The sequence below is a fragment of the Thermobifida sp. genome (assembly GCF_017577275.1).
Lineage (GTDB): Bacteria > Actinomycetota > Actinomycetes > Streptosporangiales > Streptosporangiaceae > Thermobifida > Thermobifida fusca.
On record NZ_PITY01000020.1, the window covers coordinates 647,329 to 663,523 of the forward strand.

The window sequence follows — 16,195 nt, forward strand, 5'->3', positions numbered from 1 at the left end:
CCCCGTCTGCGGCCTTGTGGTGTCTCGAGCGGGCCCAGGGTGCGGTCACTGCGGCGGTTCGTCGGGGATCGTCGGCAGCCGCATGCCGATCACCGCGCCGCCGCCCTCCCGGTTGTAGGCGAACACGGTGCCGCCGTGGGCAGCCGCAATGTCGTGGACCATGGACAGGCCGAGCCCGGAGCCGGGCAGGCCGCGCGCGGCCGGGGAACGGTAGAAGCGTTCGAAGATGTGAGCGAGCTCGGATTCCGCGATCCCGGGCCCCCGGTCCCGGACCTCCACCACCCCGTCGCGGATGTGGATCTCGATCGGGGCCGTGCCCTCCGGGTCGAACTTGGCGCTGTTCTCCACCGGGTTGGAGATCGCGCGCTCCAACGCACCAGGCCGCCCCAGCACCGCGCTGTCGTCCGCGTCCACAATGATCTCCCGGCCGGTGCGGCGGCGGCTGCGCGCCGCTACCCGCTCCGCGACCTCCCGCAGCACGACTTCTTGGACCGGCTCGTCCTGGTAGGTCTCGGTCGCCAGGCTGACCAGCTCGTTGACCAGGTCGGTCAGCTCCCGGGTCTCCCCTTGCAGGTCGTCGACGAGCCGCTGCTGCGCTTCCGGGGAGAGCCGGTCGAACTGCTTCATCACACTGACGTTGGTCCGCAGGCTGGTCAGGGGGGTGCGGAGCTCGTGGGAAGCGTTCTGCACCAGCCGCCGCTGCTCTTCTTTCGCGGCGGCCAGCCTGCCCAGCATCTCGTTGAACGCGGCGCCGAGCCGTCCCACCTCGTCCCGGCCTCCCGTACTGGTCCCGCCGTCCGAGACGGCCCGGTCCAGCCGCCCCGTGGACGTGACGTATTCGGCGGCTTCAGTCAACCGCACCAGGCGGCTGGTGATGCGACGCGCCACCAGCCAGCCGGCGAGTCCGGCACCGACAAGCGCCACCACGCCGACCACCACCAACTGCGCGGCCAGAGTGTCCAGCAGCCGCTCGGTCGGTTGCAGGCGCTGCACGATCTGCACCGCGCCCAGCCCTTGGCCGAAGGAGACGGTGGCCACGCGCAGCGGCTCCCCGAGCGCATTGTCGTCCCGCAAGTGGACCAGCCCGCCAGCGTAGTGCCCGGCCACAGCGCGGTCGGCTTCGGTGACCGGCAGCGGAGCCGAAGCGCGGCCGCCGCCCAGCGGCACCATGATCTCGCCCGCCCCGTTGATGAGCTGGAACGAGAACCTCTCCGAGTGGACGAGGGTGAACTCGTGGAACCGGCTGTTGCCGGTCGACGAGTTCCGCAGCGTCTGGGCGACGTTGGAGACGGTGGCGTTGAACTCCTGTTCCGCACTGTTGCGGATCAGGGTGGCGGCAGCACTGTAGGCGAGCGACCCCATCAGCACGATCACCGCGGCAGCGACCGCGGCAAACGTCACCGCGAACCGGGTGCCGAGACTGGCACCCCCGAGCCCGCGGACCCAGCCGCGGACCTTCTCCCCTAGGGCAGCGGCAGCGCCCATTACTTCGGCCTGAGGGTGTAGCCGACGCCGCGGACCGTCTGGATCAGCGGTGTGGTGCCTTCCGGCTCCAGTTTGCGGCGCAGATAGCTGATGTAGACCGCCAGATTCTTCGATTCGGGACCGAAGTCATACCCCCAGATCCGGTCGTAGATCGTGGAGTGGTCCAGCACGATCCCCGCATTGCGGGCCAGCAGCTCCAGCAGGTCGAACTCGGTTTTGGACAGTTCCACTTCGCGTCCGGCCCGCCAGACGCGCCGCGCCCCCGGGTCGATGCGGAGGTCGCCGACTTGGATCAGCGGCTCCGCGGCCCCCTCCCCCGTGGTGGGCGCGGCACGGCGCAGCAGCGCCCGGATACGGGCCAGGAGCTCGTCGAGTTCGAAAGGCTTCGGCAGGTAGTCGTCGGCTCCGGCGTCCAGTCCAGCGACCCGGTCAGAGGTTTCCACCCGCGCGGTCAGCATGAGGATCGGGGTGCGGTCCCCTTCAGCACGCAGCACCCGGCACACGCCGAGCCCGTCGACCCCCGGCATCATCACGTCGAGGATGAGCAGGTCCACGGGGTCGGAGTGCACTGCGGCGAGCGTCTCCACACCGTCGGCGGCGGTGCGGGTCTGGTATCCCTCCAGTTGCAGCGCCCGTTCGAGGGACTCGCGGATAGCGCGGTCGTCGTCAGCGATCAGCACGGTGCGGGCAGGGCTCATATCCTCATCGTCACCCATGGGGGTTAGTGGTCGGTAAGAGGAAGCGCCAAGTGTGGTGAGAAAAGCCGGGCGTGCGGTTGGCCCGCGGAAAACGGGTAGTGGAAGGCCGTTTTCCGGTCCACCACCTCTGTGGAGGAGCATATGGCTTTCCGTATCGCCCACCTGCCGATCCGGCTCGCCGCGGGCGCGTACATCCTCAACTCCGGGCTGAACAAACGGGAAGCGGACGCGGACACCGCAGCCTACCTGCACTCCGCTGCTTCCCGAGTGCTGCCCACGCTGCGGGACATGCCGCCGGAGAAGTTCACCCGGATGCTGAGCAACAGCGAGATCGGGCTGGGCGCCGCCCTGCTGCTGCCGCTGCTGCCCAGTGCCCTGGTGGGCGCGGCGCTCACCGTGTTCGGGGCAGGGCTGCTCGGCCACTATTTCACGGAGCCGGGCGCGCGCATGGAGGACGGGATCCGTCCCACTCCCCAAGGCCTCGCCCTCGCCAAAGACGTGTGGCTGGTCGGCATGGGGCTGACCCTGCTCATCGACGGGATGCGCCCGCCCTGCCCCGTGCGGTGAGCGGGAACGGGCCTGCGTCCCCGCAAGGATGCGGGTCTACTCGGTGTCGGGCACGAACGTCTTGGTCCGTTTCATACCGGCCGCGCGTCCCTTGGCCGCGATGACCAGCGCCATCTTGCGGGACGCTTCGTCGAGCATCTCGTCGCCGAGCATGACCGCGCCGCGCCGCTGCACCCTGGTGGCGTAGTCGTAGGCGTCCAGGACGAGTTCCGCGTGGTCGTAGTCCTCCTGGGTGGGGGCGTAGACCTCGTTGGCCGCGTCCACCTGGCCGGGGTGCAGCACCCATTTGCCGTCGAAGCCGAGGGCCGCGGTGCGCCGCGCGGCGCGGGTGAAGCCGTCCACGTCGCGGATCTTCAGGTAGGGGCCGTCGATCGCCTGCAGGTCGTGGGCGCGGGCGGCAGTGAGGATGCGCATGAGCACATAGTGGTAGGCGTCGCCGACGTCGTAGCCGGGGGGCTGCTCCCCCACCGTCAACGTCTTCATGTTGATGCTGGCCATGAAGTCGGCGGGGCCGTAGACGAGGGTTTCCACGCGGGGTGAGGCGGCAGCGATCTCGTTGATCCGGGTCAGTCCGCGCGCGTCTTCGATCTGCGCTTCGATCCCGATCCGCCCCACTTCCAGGCCGACTGCGCGTTCGATCTGAGTGAGCAGCGTGTCCAGCCACAGGATGGGGGCGGGACCGGTGACTTTAGGCAGCACCAGGCAGTCCAGTGCGGCTCCGGCGCCTTCCACCACGGTGATGACGTCGCGGTAGGCCCAGGCCGTGGTGGCGTCGTTGATGCGGACGGTGCGCACTTTGCCGTCCCAGCCGCCCTCGTTGAGCGCGGCGACCGCGGCCTCCCGGGCTCTCTCTTTCTCCGATGGCGCGACCGCGTCCTCCAGGTCGAGGAAGAAGGCGTCTACCGCAAGCCCGCGGGCCTTCTCAATGAACCGGGGGTTGGATGCCGGGACCGCGAGCACCGACCGTCGCGAACGCGACGCGACCGCATTCATGGCTGACTCCCTGAACTGAGAAAACACCGGTATTACCGCCCCCATCCTGACAAAACAGGGGTTGGGGAGCCGGCGCGGGGCCCCTAAGCTGGCGCGCGGAGCAGTCGATGCGGGAGACGGGAGGGCCATGACGAACACCGGTCCGGTGGAGGCGTATCCGACCAGCGCGCACTGGGGCACGTTCGAAGTCCTGGTCCGCGACGGCCGCGTGGTGGGGGTTCGCCCCGACCCGGCGGATCCGGCGCCTTCCCCGCTCATCGACAACGTGCCGGACGCCCAGCACCATCCCACGCGGATCGATCGGCCCGCGGTGCGCCGGCGCTGGCTGGAGCACGGCCCCGGTCCGGATGCGCAGCGCGGGGAGCGCGACGACGAGTACGTGGCAGTGGACTGGGATACCGCGCTCGACCTGCTCGCCGCCGAACTCGACCGGGTGCGGCGCACCTACGGCAACGAGGCGATCTTCGGCGGCTCCTACGGGTGGGCGAGCGCGGGACGCTTCCACCACGCGCAAAGCCAGTTGCACCGTTTCCTCAACACGATCGGCGGCTACACCCGGTCGGTGGCCACGTACAGCCACGGGGCCGCCGAAGTGTTCCTGCCGCACGTGGTGGGTGCTGAGGGCGCCCACGCACTGCTGTACCGCGCCCCGACGTGGGAGACGATCGCGGAGCACACCGACCTGCTGGTGAGCTTCGGCGGGCTGCGCGTGTCCAACACGTGGGTGGCCTCCGGCGGGCGGGCCGCGCACACCGCGGAAGGGGGGATGCGGGAGGCGGCGCGTCGGGGCACCGAGTTCGTGTCCATCAGTCCGCTGCGGGACGACGCCGCTGCCGAGCTCAACGCCCGCTGGCTTCCGGCCGTCCCGGGCACGGACACGGCGATCCTGCTGTCCCTCATCTTCACGCTGATCGCTGAAGACCGGGTCGACACCGCGTTCCTGGAACGGTACACGGTGGGCTGGCCGCACCTGCGCGACTACGTGCTGGGGAAGCGCGACGGGGTGGCGAAGACCCCGGAGTGGGCGGCGGCGCTCAGCGGAATCCCCGCGGCTGAGCTGCGGGAGTTGGCGCTGCGGATGGCCCAGGGGCGCACGTTGATCAATGTCGGCTGGTCGGTGCAGCGCGCCCGGTACGGGGAGCAGCCGCTGTGGGCAGGGCTGGCCCTGGCCGCCTGCCTGGGGCAGATTGGTCTCCCCGGGGGCGGGTTCGCCACCGGGTACGGGTCGATGGGCAGCTACGGGGGCGGGTTCACTCCGCGCGCGCTGCCCCGCCTGCCGCAGGGCCGCAACCCGGTGGACACGCTGATCCCCGTGGCGCGGATCGCTGACATGCTGCTGTGCCCGGGAGAGCCGTTTGACTTCAACGGGCAGCGGCTGCGCTACCCCGAGATCCACCTCGTGTACTGGGCGGGCGGCAACCCCTTCCACCACCACCAGGACTTGGCCCGGCTGCGGCGGGCGTTCGCCCGCCCGGACACGGTGATGGTTCACGAGACGCACTGGACGGCGACGGCCCGCCACGCCGACGTGGTGCTTCCGGTGACCACGTCGCTGGAACGCGAGGATTTCGCGGCGAGCCGCGGGGATCTGCGGCTGCGGGTGATGCGGCGGGCGGTGCCGCCGCACGGTGCGGCCCGTGACGAGTACGCCATCTTCACCGGTCTGGCGGAGCGGCTGGGCACAGTGGAGGAGTTCACGGAAGGGCGCGACGTCCGGCAGTGGCTCCGCCACTTGTACGAGGAGTGGCGTGAACGGCAAGGGCCGGAGGTGGAGCTGCCGGACTTCGACCGCTTCTGGGCGGATGGGGGCGTCGACATCCCGCACCGCGTGATGGATACCACATTTTTCGGTGCTTTCCGTGCCGACCCGCAGGCGCATCCGCTGGGCACGCCGAGCGGACGCATCGAACTGTACTCGGAGACGATCGCCGGGTTCGGCTACCCCGATTGCCCGGGGCATCCGACGTGGCTGGACCCGCCCGAGCGGCCGGGGACGCCGCGCGCCCAGCAGTGGCCGCTCGTCTTGGTCGCCAACCAGCCCAAGGACCGGCTGCACAGCCAGCAGGACATGGGCGCCCACAGCCGGGCAGGTAAGATCGCCGATCGTGCCCCGGTGCGGCTGCACCCGGACGACGCGGCTGCGCGCGGCATCACCGACGGCGATGTGGTACGCCTGTTCAACGACCGGGGCTCCTGCCTGGCGGGCGCCGTACTGGACGACGGGGTGCGGCCGGGTGTGGTGCAGTTGTCCACGGGTGCCTGGTTCGACCCGTCCTCGCCGGACACGGCGACCTGCGTGCACGGCAACCCGAATGCGGTCACTATCGACGTGGGCGCATCGCGGCTGAGCCAAGGCTGCACCGGCCAGGTGACACTAGTCGAGGTCGAACGGTTCGACGGTGCGCCGCCCCCGGTACGCGCGTTCGTCCCCCCGCGTATCGTCGGACACACCCATTGACCGGGAGGACTTCCCCCTGGGGTCCCTCAATCCCCTGGAGTGCAAACCACCATGAAACGTCGATCCTCTTCGCGGCCTGCCCGATCTGCCCGGCCTTCGTCGCAGCGCCAGCGCTCCGGCACGGGCCGCCGTTCCCTCGGCCCGCTGCTGCGGCTCGCCCTGCCGGTGCTCGCCACCGCGCTCACCTTGGGGTCGCTTCTCATCAACGTCATGGCGGGCGGTTTCACCACGACGCAAGGGGTGACCGCGTGGGCGCTGACCGGGGTGAGCGCGCTGGTGTGCGCTTTCGCATGGTGGACCTATGTCGCGGCCTCTGCCGCGGAGAAGAAGAAGCGCGCCGCTGAGCCTCCGTACCCTGGCGTGGGGGAAGGTTTCGACTCTGAGAGCGCCTACGGTTACGGCGACGGTTACGACGACGCGGACCGGGCTGCCCCTGAGGGCCCCGCGCACGCGGACGAGGCCGCGTACGACGCTCCTGCTGACGGCGCTTACGACGGCCCCGGCGGCTCCGGGGAGAGCACTGCGGTGTGGAATCCGCCGCCCAGCGGTGGTGCAGCGGAGTCGACCGCTGTCTTCAGCCCAGGGGACACTGGCGGCCCTGCCTTGGGGGACACTGGCGGCTTCCCGCCTCCTGCGGACGCTGCGGCTCCTCCCGTCCAGGACGCCGAGCACACTATCGTCGGGGCTCGCTGGGACGCCACCCCGTCCGAACCCGACAGCACTCCGCCGCCTCCCCCCGGTCCCGCACCGTCCTCCGGCCCAGCGCCCACTCCCCCGCTGGCGGATCCGCCCGCCCCGGAAGCGGGGGACACCCGTGGTTTCCCCACCATTCCCGCACCGCCGTACAGCACGCCGTACTCCGGCGGTCCCAGCAGCACACCGCCGAGCTCTTTCGCCGACGACCCGCTCAGTGGCCCCGCCCCCGCCTCCGGGCCGTGGCGTCCCGCAGGGGAGGCTGCGCCTCGTGAGGAGCGCACCCCGTGGGCTTCGAACCCGACCGGCGGTGTCAACTCCGCGAGCGACATCCTCGGCGGCGGTCCCGCTCCGGGCCAGGGAGCGCCCCCGGCAGACCCGCTTGGCGGGCCGCCCACCCCTCCGAACAGCGGAACCGTCCCCCGCTACCCCGCCCAGGGAGTGAGCCACTACCCGGGCTACCGGGGCGACCTTTTCGCGGACCACGAGCGTCGGGAGACCGGACCCGACCGCCGTGAAGACGGCCCGTGGCCGTATCCGCCGCCGCCTCAGCACTGACCACCGGATCGCCGCACGGATCGGGGTTTCCGGCTCTCCTCCGCTACCCGACGCCAGAACAATAGGTTAGCCTTGTCTAAGTTTTTGGCGGTGTGTCCACGGAGGACTACGGTGCCTTTGCGGCTACAGCACTCCCCTGTCCGGGTTGGCATCCGGTGAGTCGAGAGCAGTTGGCTACAGTCGTCCGCGACCACGTTGACCTCGACGACGCTTCCACTGCCCGTGCCGCACTGGTCCGGCACACGTCCGCGCGGGCCACGACCCATGCGCTGCGCGCAGGCGGACTTGCTGCGGCCCTCGGCGTCCTCGTGCTGGCGGCACTCCTCAGCCTGGCCGTGGGAGCCAAACCCATCCCGCTGTCCGTGGTGTGGGACGCGCTCTGGCACTTCGACGGCTCCTACGACCACACCGTCATCCTGGGGCTGCGCGGTCCCCGGACCGTCCTGGGGGTCACGGTCGGCGCGGCCCTCGGCCTCGCCGGAGCCCTCATGCAGGTGCTGGTCCGCAACCCGATCGCCGACCCCGGGCTGCTCGGCGTCAACATGGGGGCCACCACCGCCGTGGTGGCAGCCATCTACCTGTTCGGCCTGACCGGTATCGACGCCTACGTGTGGTTCTCCTTCGCGGGGGCTGCGCTGACCGCCCTCCTCGTCTACTTCCTCGGCACGCGGGGCCGCACCAGCGCCACCCCGGTCCGGCTCGCTCTCGCGGGCACCGCGGTCAGCGCCGTCCTGCTCGGCCTCACCAACGGCGTCATCCTCTTCCACGACTTCGTCTTCCAAGAGATCCGGTTCTGGCAGGTCGGCTCCCTGGCCGGACGGGACCTGGCGATCTTCGGCACGGTCGCCCCGTTCCTCGCCGTCGGCGCGCTGATCGCCCTCGCGTTGGGCTGGTCGCTGAACGCGCTCGCGCTCGGTGAGGACCTCGCCGCCGCGCTGGGCGCGCGGATCGGCCGCATCCGGTTGTGGACCGCAATCGCCATCGTCCTGCTGTGCGGGGCGGCGACCGCCGCGACCGGGCCGATCGCCTTCGTCGGCCTCGCCGTGCCGCATGCGGCACGGCTGCTCACCGGACCGGACCAGCGCTGGCTCCTGCCGTTCTCGGCCGTGTTCGGGGCGATCCTGCTCGTGCTCTCCGACACGCTGGGCCGGGTGGTGCTGCCCAACGGGGAGCTGGAAGTCGGCATCATCACCGCACTGGTGGGCGCCCCGGTCTTCATCGTCCTCGTCCGTCGTGCGAGGTTGGTCCAACCGTGACCGCGATCCCCCTCCGCTCGCTCCGTGTGGGGCCGGTAGCGCTCCGCCTCCGCCCGCGCGTACTCGTCTCCTGCCTGGCTCTGGCTGTCCTCGTCCTCGCAGCGTTGACGGCCTGCCTCATCGTCGGCGACTACTCGATTCCGCTGCGCCGCATCCCCGCCGCGCTGTTCGGCTCCGGGGAGCGGCTCGACGTGTTCTTCGTGCGCGACGTGCGGCTGCCGCGCGCGCTCACCGCGGCCCTGGTGGGCGCGGCCCTAGGCACGGCAGGCGCCGTGTTCCAAAGCCTGTCGCGCAACCCGCTGGGCAGTCCGGACATCATCGGGTTCACCGCGGGAGCCTCCACCGGGGCGGTGCTCACCATCCTGGTGGTCGGCGGCGGCATGCTGTCCACTGCGCTGGGGGCGATGCTCGGCGGAGTGGGTACGGCCGTGCTCGTCTACCTGCTCGCCCTCCGCCGCGGCGTGCAGGGCTACCGCCTCATCCTGGTGGGCATCGGGATCAGCGCCATGCTCGGTGCGGTGACCCACTACCTCATCACCCGCGCGGAACTCACCGATGCGCTGTCCGCCCAGGTGTGGCTGGTCGGTACCCTCAACTCGCGCGAGTGGCCGCACGTAGCCGCGGTGGGGATCGGCTGCGCCGTGCTGATCCCGTTCCTGCTGCGGCTAGGCGCCCAGTTGCGGCTCATGGAAATGGGGGAAGACACCGCGCGGGCCTTGGGCGTGGCCACGCAGCGCACCCAGACACTGGCGCTGCTCGCGGCGAGCGCGCTCACCGGGATCGCTATCGCGGTCTCCGGCCCGATCGCTTTCGTCGCTTTGGCTGCCCCTCAGCTCGCCCGCCGGCTGACCCGCGCCGACGGGACGACTCTCGTGGCCTCTGCGCTCATGGGAGCAGCACTCCTGCTCTGCTCGGACCTGGTGGCGCTGCGGCTGCTGGCACCGGTCCAGCTTCCTGTGGGCGTGGTCACCACGGTTGTTGGCGGAACCTACCTGGTGTGGCTGCTGTACGCGGAGTGGCGGAGCGGCCGTGCCTGACACACGAGGTGAGAACATGTCCCAGCCCACTTCCTCCCGGTTGCGGGGAGAGAACCTGACCCTGGCCTACGACCAGCGCGTCATCTCCCGGAACCTCGAAGTGGCGATCCCCGACCACTCGTTCACCGTGATCGTCGGCCCTAACGCGTGCGGCAAGTCCACTCTGCTGCGCGCCCTGTCGCGGATGATCCGTCCGACGACGGGCGCGGTGTACTTGGACGGCAAGCTCATCCACTCGTATTCGTCGAAAGAGGTGGCACGGCGGCTGGGACTGCTGCCGCAGACGTCGATCGCGCCGGACGGGATCACCGTGGTCGACCTGGTCTCCCGGGGCCGCTACCCGCACCAGCGGTTTTTGCGGCAGTGGTCGCGGGAGGACGAACGGGTGGTCGCCGAGGCGATGGCGGCGACCCGGGTCTCCGACCTCGCCGACCGGCTCGTAGACGAGCTGTCCGGGGGCCAGCGGCAGCGCGTGTGGTTGGCGATGGTGCTGGCGCAACAGACCCCGCTGCTGCTGTTGGATGAGCCGACCACCTTCTTGGACATCGCCCACCAGCTGGACATGCTGGACCTCTGCGCTGAGCTACACCAGGAGCGCGGGCACACGCTGGTGGCGGTGCTGCACGACCTGAACCAGGCCTGCCGGTACGCCACCCATCTGATCGCGATGAAGGACGGCGCAGTGGTCGCCCAAGGGGACCCGCAGGAGATCGTCACCGCGGAGCTGGTGGCGGAGGTCTTCGGGCTGCCGTGCCAGATCATCCCCGACCCGGAGACCGGAACCCCCATGGTGGTGCCGAGCGACCGGCGGAAGCGGGCCGGGCGGAAGGCTGCGTGACCTGCGCCGGAAGGGCACACCCCTCCCCCCGGCGGGGCTTACCGCGGGGTTACCGATTTCCTACAGAGGGTATGTACCGAAACGACCATATAAGTGCCGTATCGGGGGGTAACGGCATGACCGAATATGGCTCCGATGCCGGACGCCTGCGGCGCGTCACGGCGGTACGCCTCTGGACCGGGGGACTAGCCACCGCCGTGGTCGCGGCACTCGTCATCTTCGTAGGAACCCTGCTCGTCAACGGCCTGCTCGGCGCGTCAGTGCTCTCTCCGGAAGGGTCCTGGCGCTTCAGCGCTCTCGGCATGACCGCCTACGCGGCACTCGCCGCCTTCGGTGCGCTCGCCGCCACCGGCCTGCTGCACCTGCTGCTCCCGAACACACCTCGACCGCTGCACTTCTTCTCCTGGATTGTCGGCCTGGCCGTAGCAGGGGCCACGGTCGCCCCATTCGCCCAAGACGGCCCCGTCGTCGTCACCGTCGCCACCTCGCTGATTAACCTGGCCGCGGGCGGCACCATCCTGTCGCTGCTCAGCGGCGTGGGCGCGGTGGCCCACGCGGAACTCCGCGGCAGGACGCCTGCGCGCACACCGCTCGGGAAGAGCTGACCCTTCCCCAGTTGCGCCTCCCTCTCCGCGTCGATTAGGTGACGTAGAGTAGTTTTCACGGCCTAATCGTGGGAGGGGGACCCGGTGTGGCTGTAGGCAGGTGGCTCGCCCATGTGCTGACCACGCTGGCTGTCCTGATCATCTTGGTCTCGGCGGCGCCCCCGCCTCCGGGGACCGCCGCTGCGCCGCACACCGCACCCCGCCGCGGGCCGGTCGTCCTCGTCGGGGTTCCCGGCCTCCGCTGGGACGAGATCACCCCGCAGACCACTCCCCACCTGTGGGAGCTGGCGCGCCGCAGCGCGATCGGCAACCTGTCCATCCGCACCGTCACCTCACGCACCTGCCCCGTCGACGGCTGGCTGACCGTGGCCGCGGGACAGCGCGCCGCAAGCGAACGGCAGACCTACTCCATCTGCGAAATGCCGCGCCTCCCCGAGATCGACGGGGAAGGCGCGGTCATCCCGGACTACTCCGACCACGTCACCTACAACGCCGCTTCCCGCTTCGGCGCGCGGGTAGGACTGCTCGGCGACACGGTGCGCTCCTACGGCGGGACCACTCTCGCCGTCGGGCCGGGCGCTGCCCTGGCCGCCGCAGGCAGCGACGGACGGGTCGACCGCTACCTGGGCGGCACCTCCGGGCTGACCCGCGAATCGTGGGACGGGGTCACCCTCGGCGTGATCGACCTGAAAGACCTCGCCGACCTGTACCTCGACCCGCCCGCCCCGGAACCGGTCGGCGACGAGCTTGTCGACGGCACCGGCACCGTGGACGGGGTCCCCCGCGACCTCCAAGTCCCCCTGCGGCTCCCCGGAGACACCGACCCGTTCGACGACGAGGAAGAGGTCGAACCGGAACCGGACCTCACCGAAACCAGCGAACTCCAGGAGCGGCACGAACGGCTCGCCGCGATCGACCGGGACCTGGCCACCATCCAGGCCACGCTGCCCCCCGACTCGACCCTGCTCGTCGCCGGGATCTCCGTGGAAGCTGGCGCGTCCCGCCTCAACACCGCCCTGCTGCACGGGCCCGGCCCTGACGGCACCGTCTTCACCGGCGGCTACCTCGTCTCCGAGTCCACGCGGCGCCCCGGACTGGTGGCGTTGACCGACATCACCACCACCCTGCTGTACACCCTGGACTTCCCGCCGCAGCAGGGCATGGTGGGGCGGGCGTGGCGGCAGACGCCCCGGCCCGCCGAGTTCGACACGGCAGTCGACCAGCTCCGGAAATTCGCTACCGCGGCCGAAGTCGTGGAATCGCTGGTTCCCGGCTTCTTCAGCGGGCTGGTGGCCACCCAGCTCCTCCTCTACGTGTGCGCCGCGTACGCCCTGAAACGCTACGGCGGGCGCGACCTCGCGAAACGGCGCCTCGTCCTGTCCGCGACCCGAGTGGTGGCACTCGCCGGCGCTGCTTTCCCGGTCTCCAGCTACCTGGTCAACCTGGTGCCGTGGTGGTCGGCGCCCTTCCCCCAGGCGGCCCTGCTCGGCGGGGTGCTGCTCGCCGACGCCGCAGTCGTGGCGGTGGCGCTGGCCGGGCCGTGGCGGCGGGACATCCTGGCCCCTACCACGATCGTCGCGGCGATCACCACCGTGGTCCTCTTCGCCGACCTGTGCACCGGATCCCACCTGCAGATGAACTCCCCCACCGGGTACACCCCGATCGTGGCGGGCCGGTTCTACGGGCTCGGCAATATCGCGTTCGCCACTTTCGCCACCGGCGTGCTGATGACCGCCGCGGGGATCGCCCACCACCTCCTCGGCCACGGCCGTCGCACCTGGGCCGTCGCCGTGTCCCTCGTCTTGGGGACGGCAGCGCTGTTCGCCATCGGCTGGCCGGGGCTGGGCACCGACTTCGGCGGGGTGCTGGCACTCGTCCCCGGGCTCGCGGTGACCATGCTCATGATCGCCGGGCTGCGGGTCACCGTGGGCCGGATCGCGGTGATCGGCGTTGCCGCGGTAGCCACGATCGGCCTCCTGTCGTTCCTGGATTATCTCCGGCCACCGAACGAACGCAGCCATTTCGGTTTGTTCGCGGGACAGGTCCTTGACGGCACCGCATGGCCGGTCGTATCCCGCAAAATCGATGCAATGCTGGGTTCTTTGGGCAACTGGCAGCTCACCCTCCTGGCCGCGGGGGCTTTGCTGTTCCTCTTTGTCGTATTGAACAATCCGCTGAACTGGCGGGTAGGGGTGCTCTCGCGGGTCTACGAATACGCGCCGACATTGCGGGCCGGACTCACCGGATCGCTGGTCACCGGGCTTGCAGGGTTTGCATTCAACGACTCAGGAATCGCTATTCCGGCGCTCGCGCTGACCGTTGCGGTCCCCCTCACCCTGGCGTCCTGCGTGTGGGTACTGCAACAGACCGTGCCGCTTTCCCACCCCCCCACGGTTTCGGTATGTGGTCGAACCGCAACTGTATGATCAAAACCGGAGAGAAAAGCCAAAATTCGCCGACTGCCGTGTGATATCGTCCGGGACGGACGTCCCCGCTGGCGTTCCGCACAAACAGCGATCAGGCGCAGCAGTGCCGTGTAGGACCACTTCGAACGTCCACCATCGCGCCGGGAGCGAACCGCCCCAGACGTACTGATCCACCACGGTCCGCGAAAGACTCGCAGGCGTTCGGCGACTCGTATCGTCGAAACGAGGAGTGGCACACGATATGACACAGATCTCCCGGCCGGTCCGTATGCCTGTCCGTAGGCCTTTTCGCGCCTCGTCCCAGTGTTCCGGTCAGTGGAAGGTCTCCACGCCTGCGCCCGTCCCCGACCGGATGCCAGCATCGGCGTATCTTTCCGGAGTCACCATGTCCGCGTTGCAGATCACCGTTGACGAGCGCAACGACGCCACTGTCATCGTGCTCGACGGAGAGATCGACATCGCCACCGAGAACGACTTCCGGGACGCGGTCACCAGCGCCCTGGAACAGCGCCCCGGCGGTTGTGTCGTGCTGGACTGTGCCGGTCTCGCATTCATCGACTCCAGCGGCCTTCGCGTACTGGTGCAGAGCTACAAGGCCGCACAGGAGCACAGATGCCAATTGCGGATCGCGGCTCCGCCTGAGCGGGTCGCGAAAATCCTGCGGGTGACGGCGATCGACACGCGGATCCCCGTCCACCCGACCGTCGAAGCGGCTCTGGCAGCGCCTGCCGCGTGACCCACGAGCAGGCCGCGCCGCTTCCCGCGACCGCGGCCTCCCGTCAGGTGAACAGCAGCAGCCAGACGCCCAACCCCACCATGGCCAGGTTGAACACCGCGAAAACCATCACCCACATCGTGCCGGGAACCCCGGTCAGCCGGGCCAACTGGTCGGCGTCCGAGTGCGGGGACGGATGGCGGCGGCGCTGGGACTGCAGTTCGAACACGGGACGCACGCTGGCGAACAGCATGAACCAGGTGAACAGGTAGGCGAAGAAACTCTGGACTGCGCTGGGGGTCCACCAGGAGACCGCGAAAACCACGGCTCCGGTGCCCACCACCGCCACCACACCGTAGACGTTGCGGATGAGCAGCAGCATCGCTGCCAACAGCAGGATGCTGATCCACAGCAGACCGGTGATCCGCCCGGCGGTGAGCAGGATGATCCCGGCCAAGCCCACTACGGCGGGGGCGGTATAGCCCGCCAAGATGGTGACGATCATGCCGATACCGTCGGGGCGGCCCCGGGAGACGGTCACCCCTGAGGTGTCGGAGTGCAGCCGGATACCGCTCAACTGCCGGCCGCTGAGCAGGGCGGCAAGCGCGTGACCGCCCTCATGGGCGATGGTCACCACGTTGCGGGCCACCCGCCACACCCGGCCTCCCGACACCACGACGAGCAGCGCAACCGCCCCGGTGGCGATGACGACCCACAGCGGGGGGTCGGGCTGCACGGAAAAGACGTCCTGCCACACCTGGGAGAACGAGTTGGCTGCCATGTGCCCTCTTCCGTCTCGGCTGCTACGCAACTCTAGCCATTCTGGTGCGGCCGTGACGGTTCCGGAGCTGTCCCGGCAAAACGGGACGGGTGCGCACGCGGAAGCCCCGCCCGGGCGGTGCACGGGCGGGGCCGCAGGCTCAGCGGGGGGTGATCGTGATGTCCCCGGTGTCGCTGCGTGCTTCGATGACGGAGGTGGCGTCCCTGGACTGGTCCACGGCGACCTTGGGGGATCCGACAGTGGTGTCCGCGGTCACCCGGTAGACCCGGTCGGGCACCTGCAGTTCGATGTTCCCGATCGCCGTGGTGGCATGCAAGGTCTGGAACTCGGTGTCCGTGGTGACCGTGATCGCGCCGGTGTCGCTGCGCACCCGGGCAGTGTCGAAGCCCGAACCGATGCGGATCGCACCGATTGCGCTGGTCGCCTGGACGTCGGCGGCTTGGAAGTCCTCCAGGTTGATCTCGCCGGTGTCGCTGGTCACCACGGCGCTGGGCCCGGAGCCTGCGGCGGTGATCCTCCCGGTAGCGCTCTCCGCGGTGATCTCCCCGGTGACGTCGGCCAGCCGGATCTCGCCCGTGTCGGTGGACGCGTCCACGCGGGCGGAGACCCCGGTGACGTCCACGTCCCCGGTCACGGTGTGCACGGAGACTTCGGTTCCTTCCGGGACCGCCACCTCGTAGTCGACGGAGCAGCGACCAAACACGGTGAAGATGAGACTGCAGTTCGCGGCGAGCCGCAGGGTGTCGCCTTCCGTCTCCGTGTCCCAGGAGGGCTGGGACATCATGGAGGACCACACGTCCACGCGCACGGTGACCGTGTCGGTGTCCTCGGCGACGAGGGTCACGCTGCCTTCCGTGTTGTTGTCGATCTCGAGCCGGGACGGCGCAGGAAACTCCGTTGTGTCGGTGGTGGTCTCCGAGACCGCCGTAGTGAGGATGCCCAGCACGCCCGTGCCGAGGGCGGCCAGGCCGACGATTGCGCCGATGACCAGCCACCACCGGCCGCGGCGGCCCCGGGGTTCCTTGCTGGAGGACGCGTACAGTCCTCTGGCCGTAAACGTCATGGCAGTGTCCGTTCCTTCGTGG

The 16,195-nt window shown here is 69.9% G+C and carries 14 protein-coding genes; 9 read left to right on the forward strand and 5 right to left on the reverse strand.

The genetic code is table 11. The annotated features are described in order from the left end of the window. Positions 1–45 precede the first annotated feature (45 nt). Together CW348_RS07885 and CW348_RS07890 are read right to left on the reverse strand one after the other, a co-directional pair. The gene (locus CW348_RS07885; protein WP_011290791.1) at positions 46–1,485 is read right to left on the reverse strand and encodes a HAMP domain-containing sensor histidine kinase; all 1,440 of its coding nucleotides are present in this window, start codon (positions 1,483–1,485) and stop codon (positions 46–48) included. Further along, positions 1,485–2,183: a response regulator transcription factor gene (locus CW348_RS07890; protein ID WP_011290790.1), complete on the reverse strand. Its 699-nt coding sequence runs from the start codon at positions 2,181–2,183 to the stop codon at positions 1,485–1,487. The genes CW348_RS07885 and CW348_RS07890 overlap by 1 nt, the downstream gene beginning before the upstream one ends. A 141-nt stretch (positions 2,184–2,324) precedes the next feature. Between CW348_RS07890 and CW348_RS07895 the strand changes: the two genes are divergently transcribed. Then, a complete protein-coding gene (locus CW348_RS07895) occupies positions 2,325–2,750 on the forward strand; it encodes a hypothetical protein (protein ID WP_011290789.1) in 426 nt (141 codons plus the stop codon). 36 nt (positions 2,751–2,786) lie between these two features. Here CW348_RS07895 and CW348_RS07900 read toward each other — a convergent pair whose 3' ends face one another. Further along, on the reverse strand, positions 2,787–3,743 hold the full coding sequence (locus CW348_RS07900) for a CoA ester lyase (protein ID WP_011290788.1): 957 nt from the start codon (positions 3,741–3,743) through the stop codon (positions 2,787–2,789). Between the two features lie 127 nt (positions 3,744–3,870). Between CW348_RS07900 and CW348_RS07905 the strand changes: the two genes are divergently transcribed. The 8 genes from CW348_RS07905 (at position 3,871) to CW348_RS07940 (ending at position 14,350) form a co-directional block, all read left to right on the forward strand. Next, on the forward strand, positions 3,871–6,201 hold the full coding sequence (locus CW348_RS07905) for a molybdopterin guanine dinucleotide-containing S/N-oxide reductase (RefSeq protein WP_104612635.1): 2,331 nt from the start codon (positions 3,871–3,873) through the stop codon (positions 6,199–6,201). Between the two features lie 51 nt (positions 6,202–6,252). Then, on the forward strand, positions 6,253–7,452 hold the full coding sequence (locus CW348_RS07910; protein WP_104612634.1) for a hypothetical protein: 1,200 nt from the start codon (positions 6,253–6,255) through the stop codon (positions 7,450–7,452). 170 nt (positions 7,453–7,622) lie between these two features. Beyond that, positions 7,623–8,708, forward strand: coding sequence for an iron ABC transporter permease (locus CW348_RS07915; protein ID WP_016188125.1), 1,086 nt, complete (start codon positions 7,623–7,625; stop codon positions 8,706–8,708). After that, positions 8,705–9,745: an iron chelate uptake ABC transporter family permease subunit gene (locus CW348_RS07920; protein WP_011290784.1), complete on the forward strand. Its 1,041-nt coding sequence runs from the start codon at positions 8,705–8,707 to the stop codon at positions 9,743–9,745. Before CW348_RS07915 ends, CW348_RS07920 begins: the two co-directional genes overlap by 4 nt. A gap of 16 nt (positions 9,746–9,761) precedes the next feature. After that, a complete protein-coding gene (locus CW348_RS07925; RefSeq protein ID WP_011290783.1) occupies positions 9,762–10,583 on the forward strand; it encodes an ABC transporter ATP-binding protein in 822 nt (273 codons plus the stop codon). A 116-nt stretch (positions 10,584–10,699) separates the two neighbouring features. Then, entirely contained in the window at positions 10,700–11,188 is a 489-nt protein-coding gene (locus CW348_RS07930; RefSeq protein ID WP_016188124.1) for a DUF6069 family protein, read from the forward strand. An 86-nt stretch (positions 11,189–11,274) separates the two neighbouring features. Continuing rightward, positions 11,275–13,614, forward strand: a complete 2,340-nt coding sequence (locus tag CW348_RS07935) for a hypothetical protein (protein WP_104612633.1) — start codon at positions 11,275–11,277, stop codon at positions 13,612–13,614. A gap of 385 nt (positions 13,615–13,999) precedes the next feature. Then, on the forward strand, positions 14,000–14,350 hold the full coding sequence (locus CW348_RS07940; RefSeq protein WP_061783887.1) for an STAS domain-containing protein: 351 nt from the start codon (positions 14,000–14,002) through the stop codon (positions 14,348–14,350). 43 nt (positions 14,351–14,393) lie between these two features. On the opposite strand, the gene CW348_RS07945 is transcribed toward CW348_RS07940, so the two are convergent. Both CW348_RS07945 and CW348_RS07950 read right to left on the reverse strand, forming a co-directional pair. Next, positions 14,394–15,110 carry a M50 family metallopeptidase gene (locus CW348_RS07945; protein WP_011290779.1) on the reverse strand — a complete coding sequence of 239 codons (717 nt, stop codon included), beginning with the start codon at positions 15,108–15,110 and terminating at the stop codon, positions 14,394–14,396. Between the two features lie 139 nt (positions 15,111–15,249). Then, the gene (locus CW348_RS07950; protein ID WP_011290778.1) at positions 15,250–16,173 is read right to left on the reverse strand and encodes a DUF4097 family beta strand repeat-containing protein; all 924 of its coding nucleotides are present in this window, start codon (positions 16,171–16,173) and stop codon (positions 15,250–15,252) included. Positions 16,174–16,195: the final 22 nt, after the last annotated feature.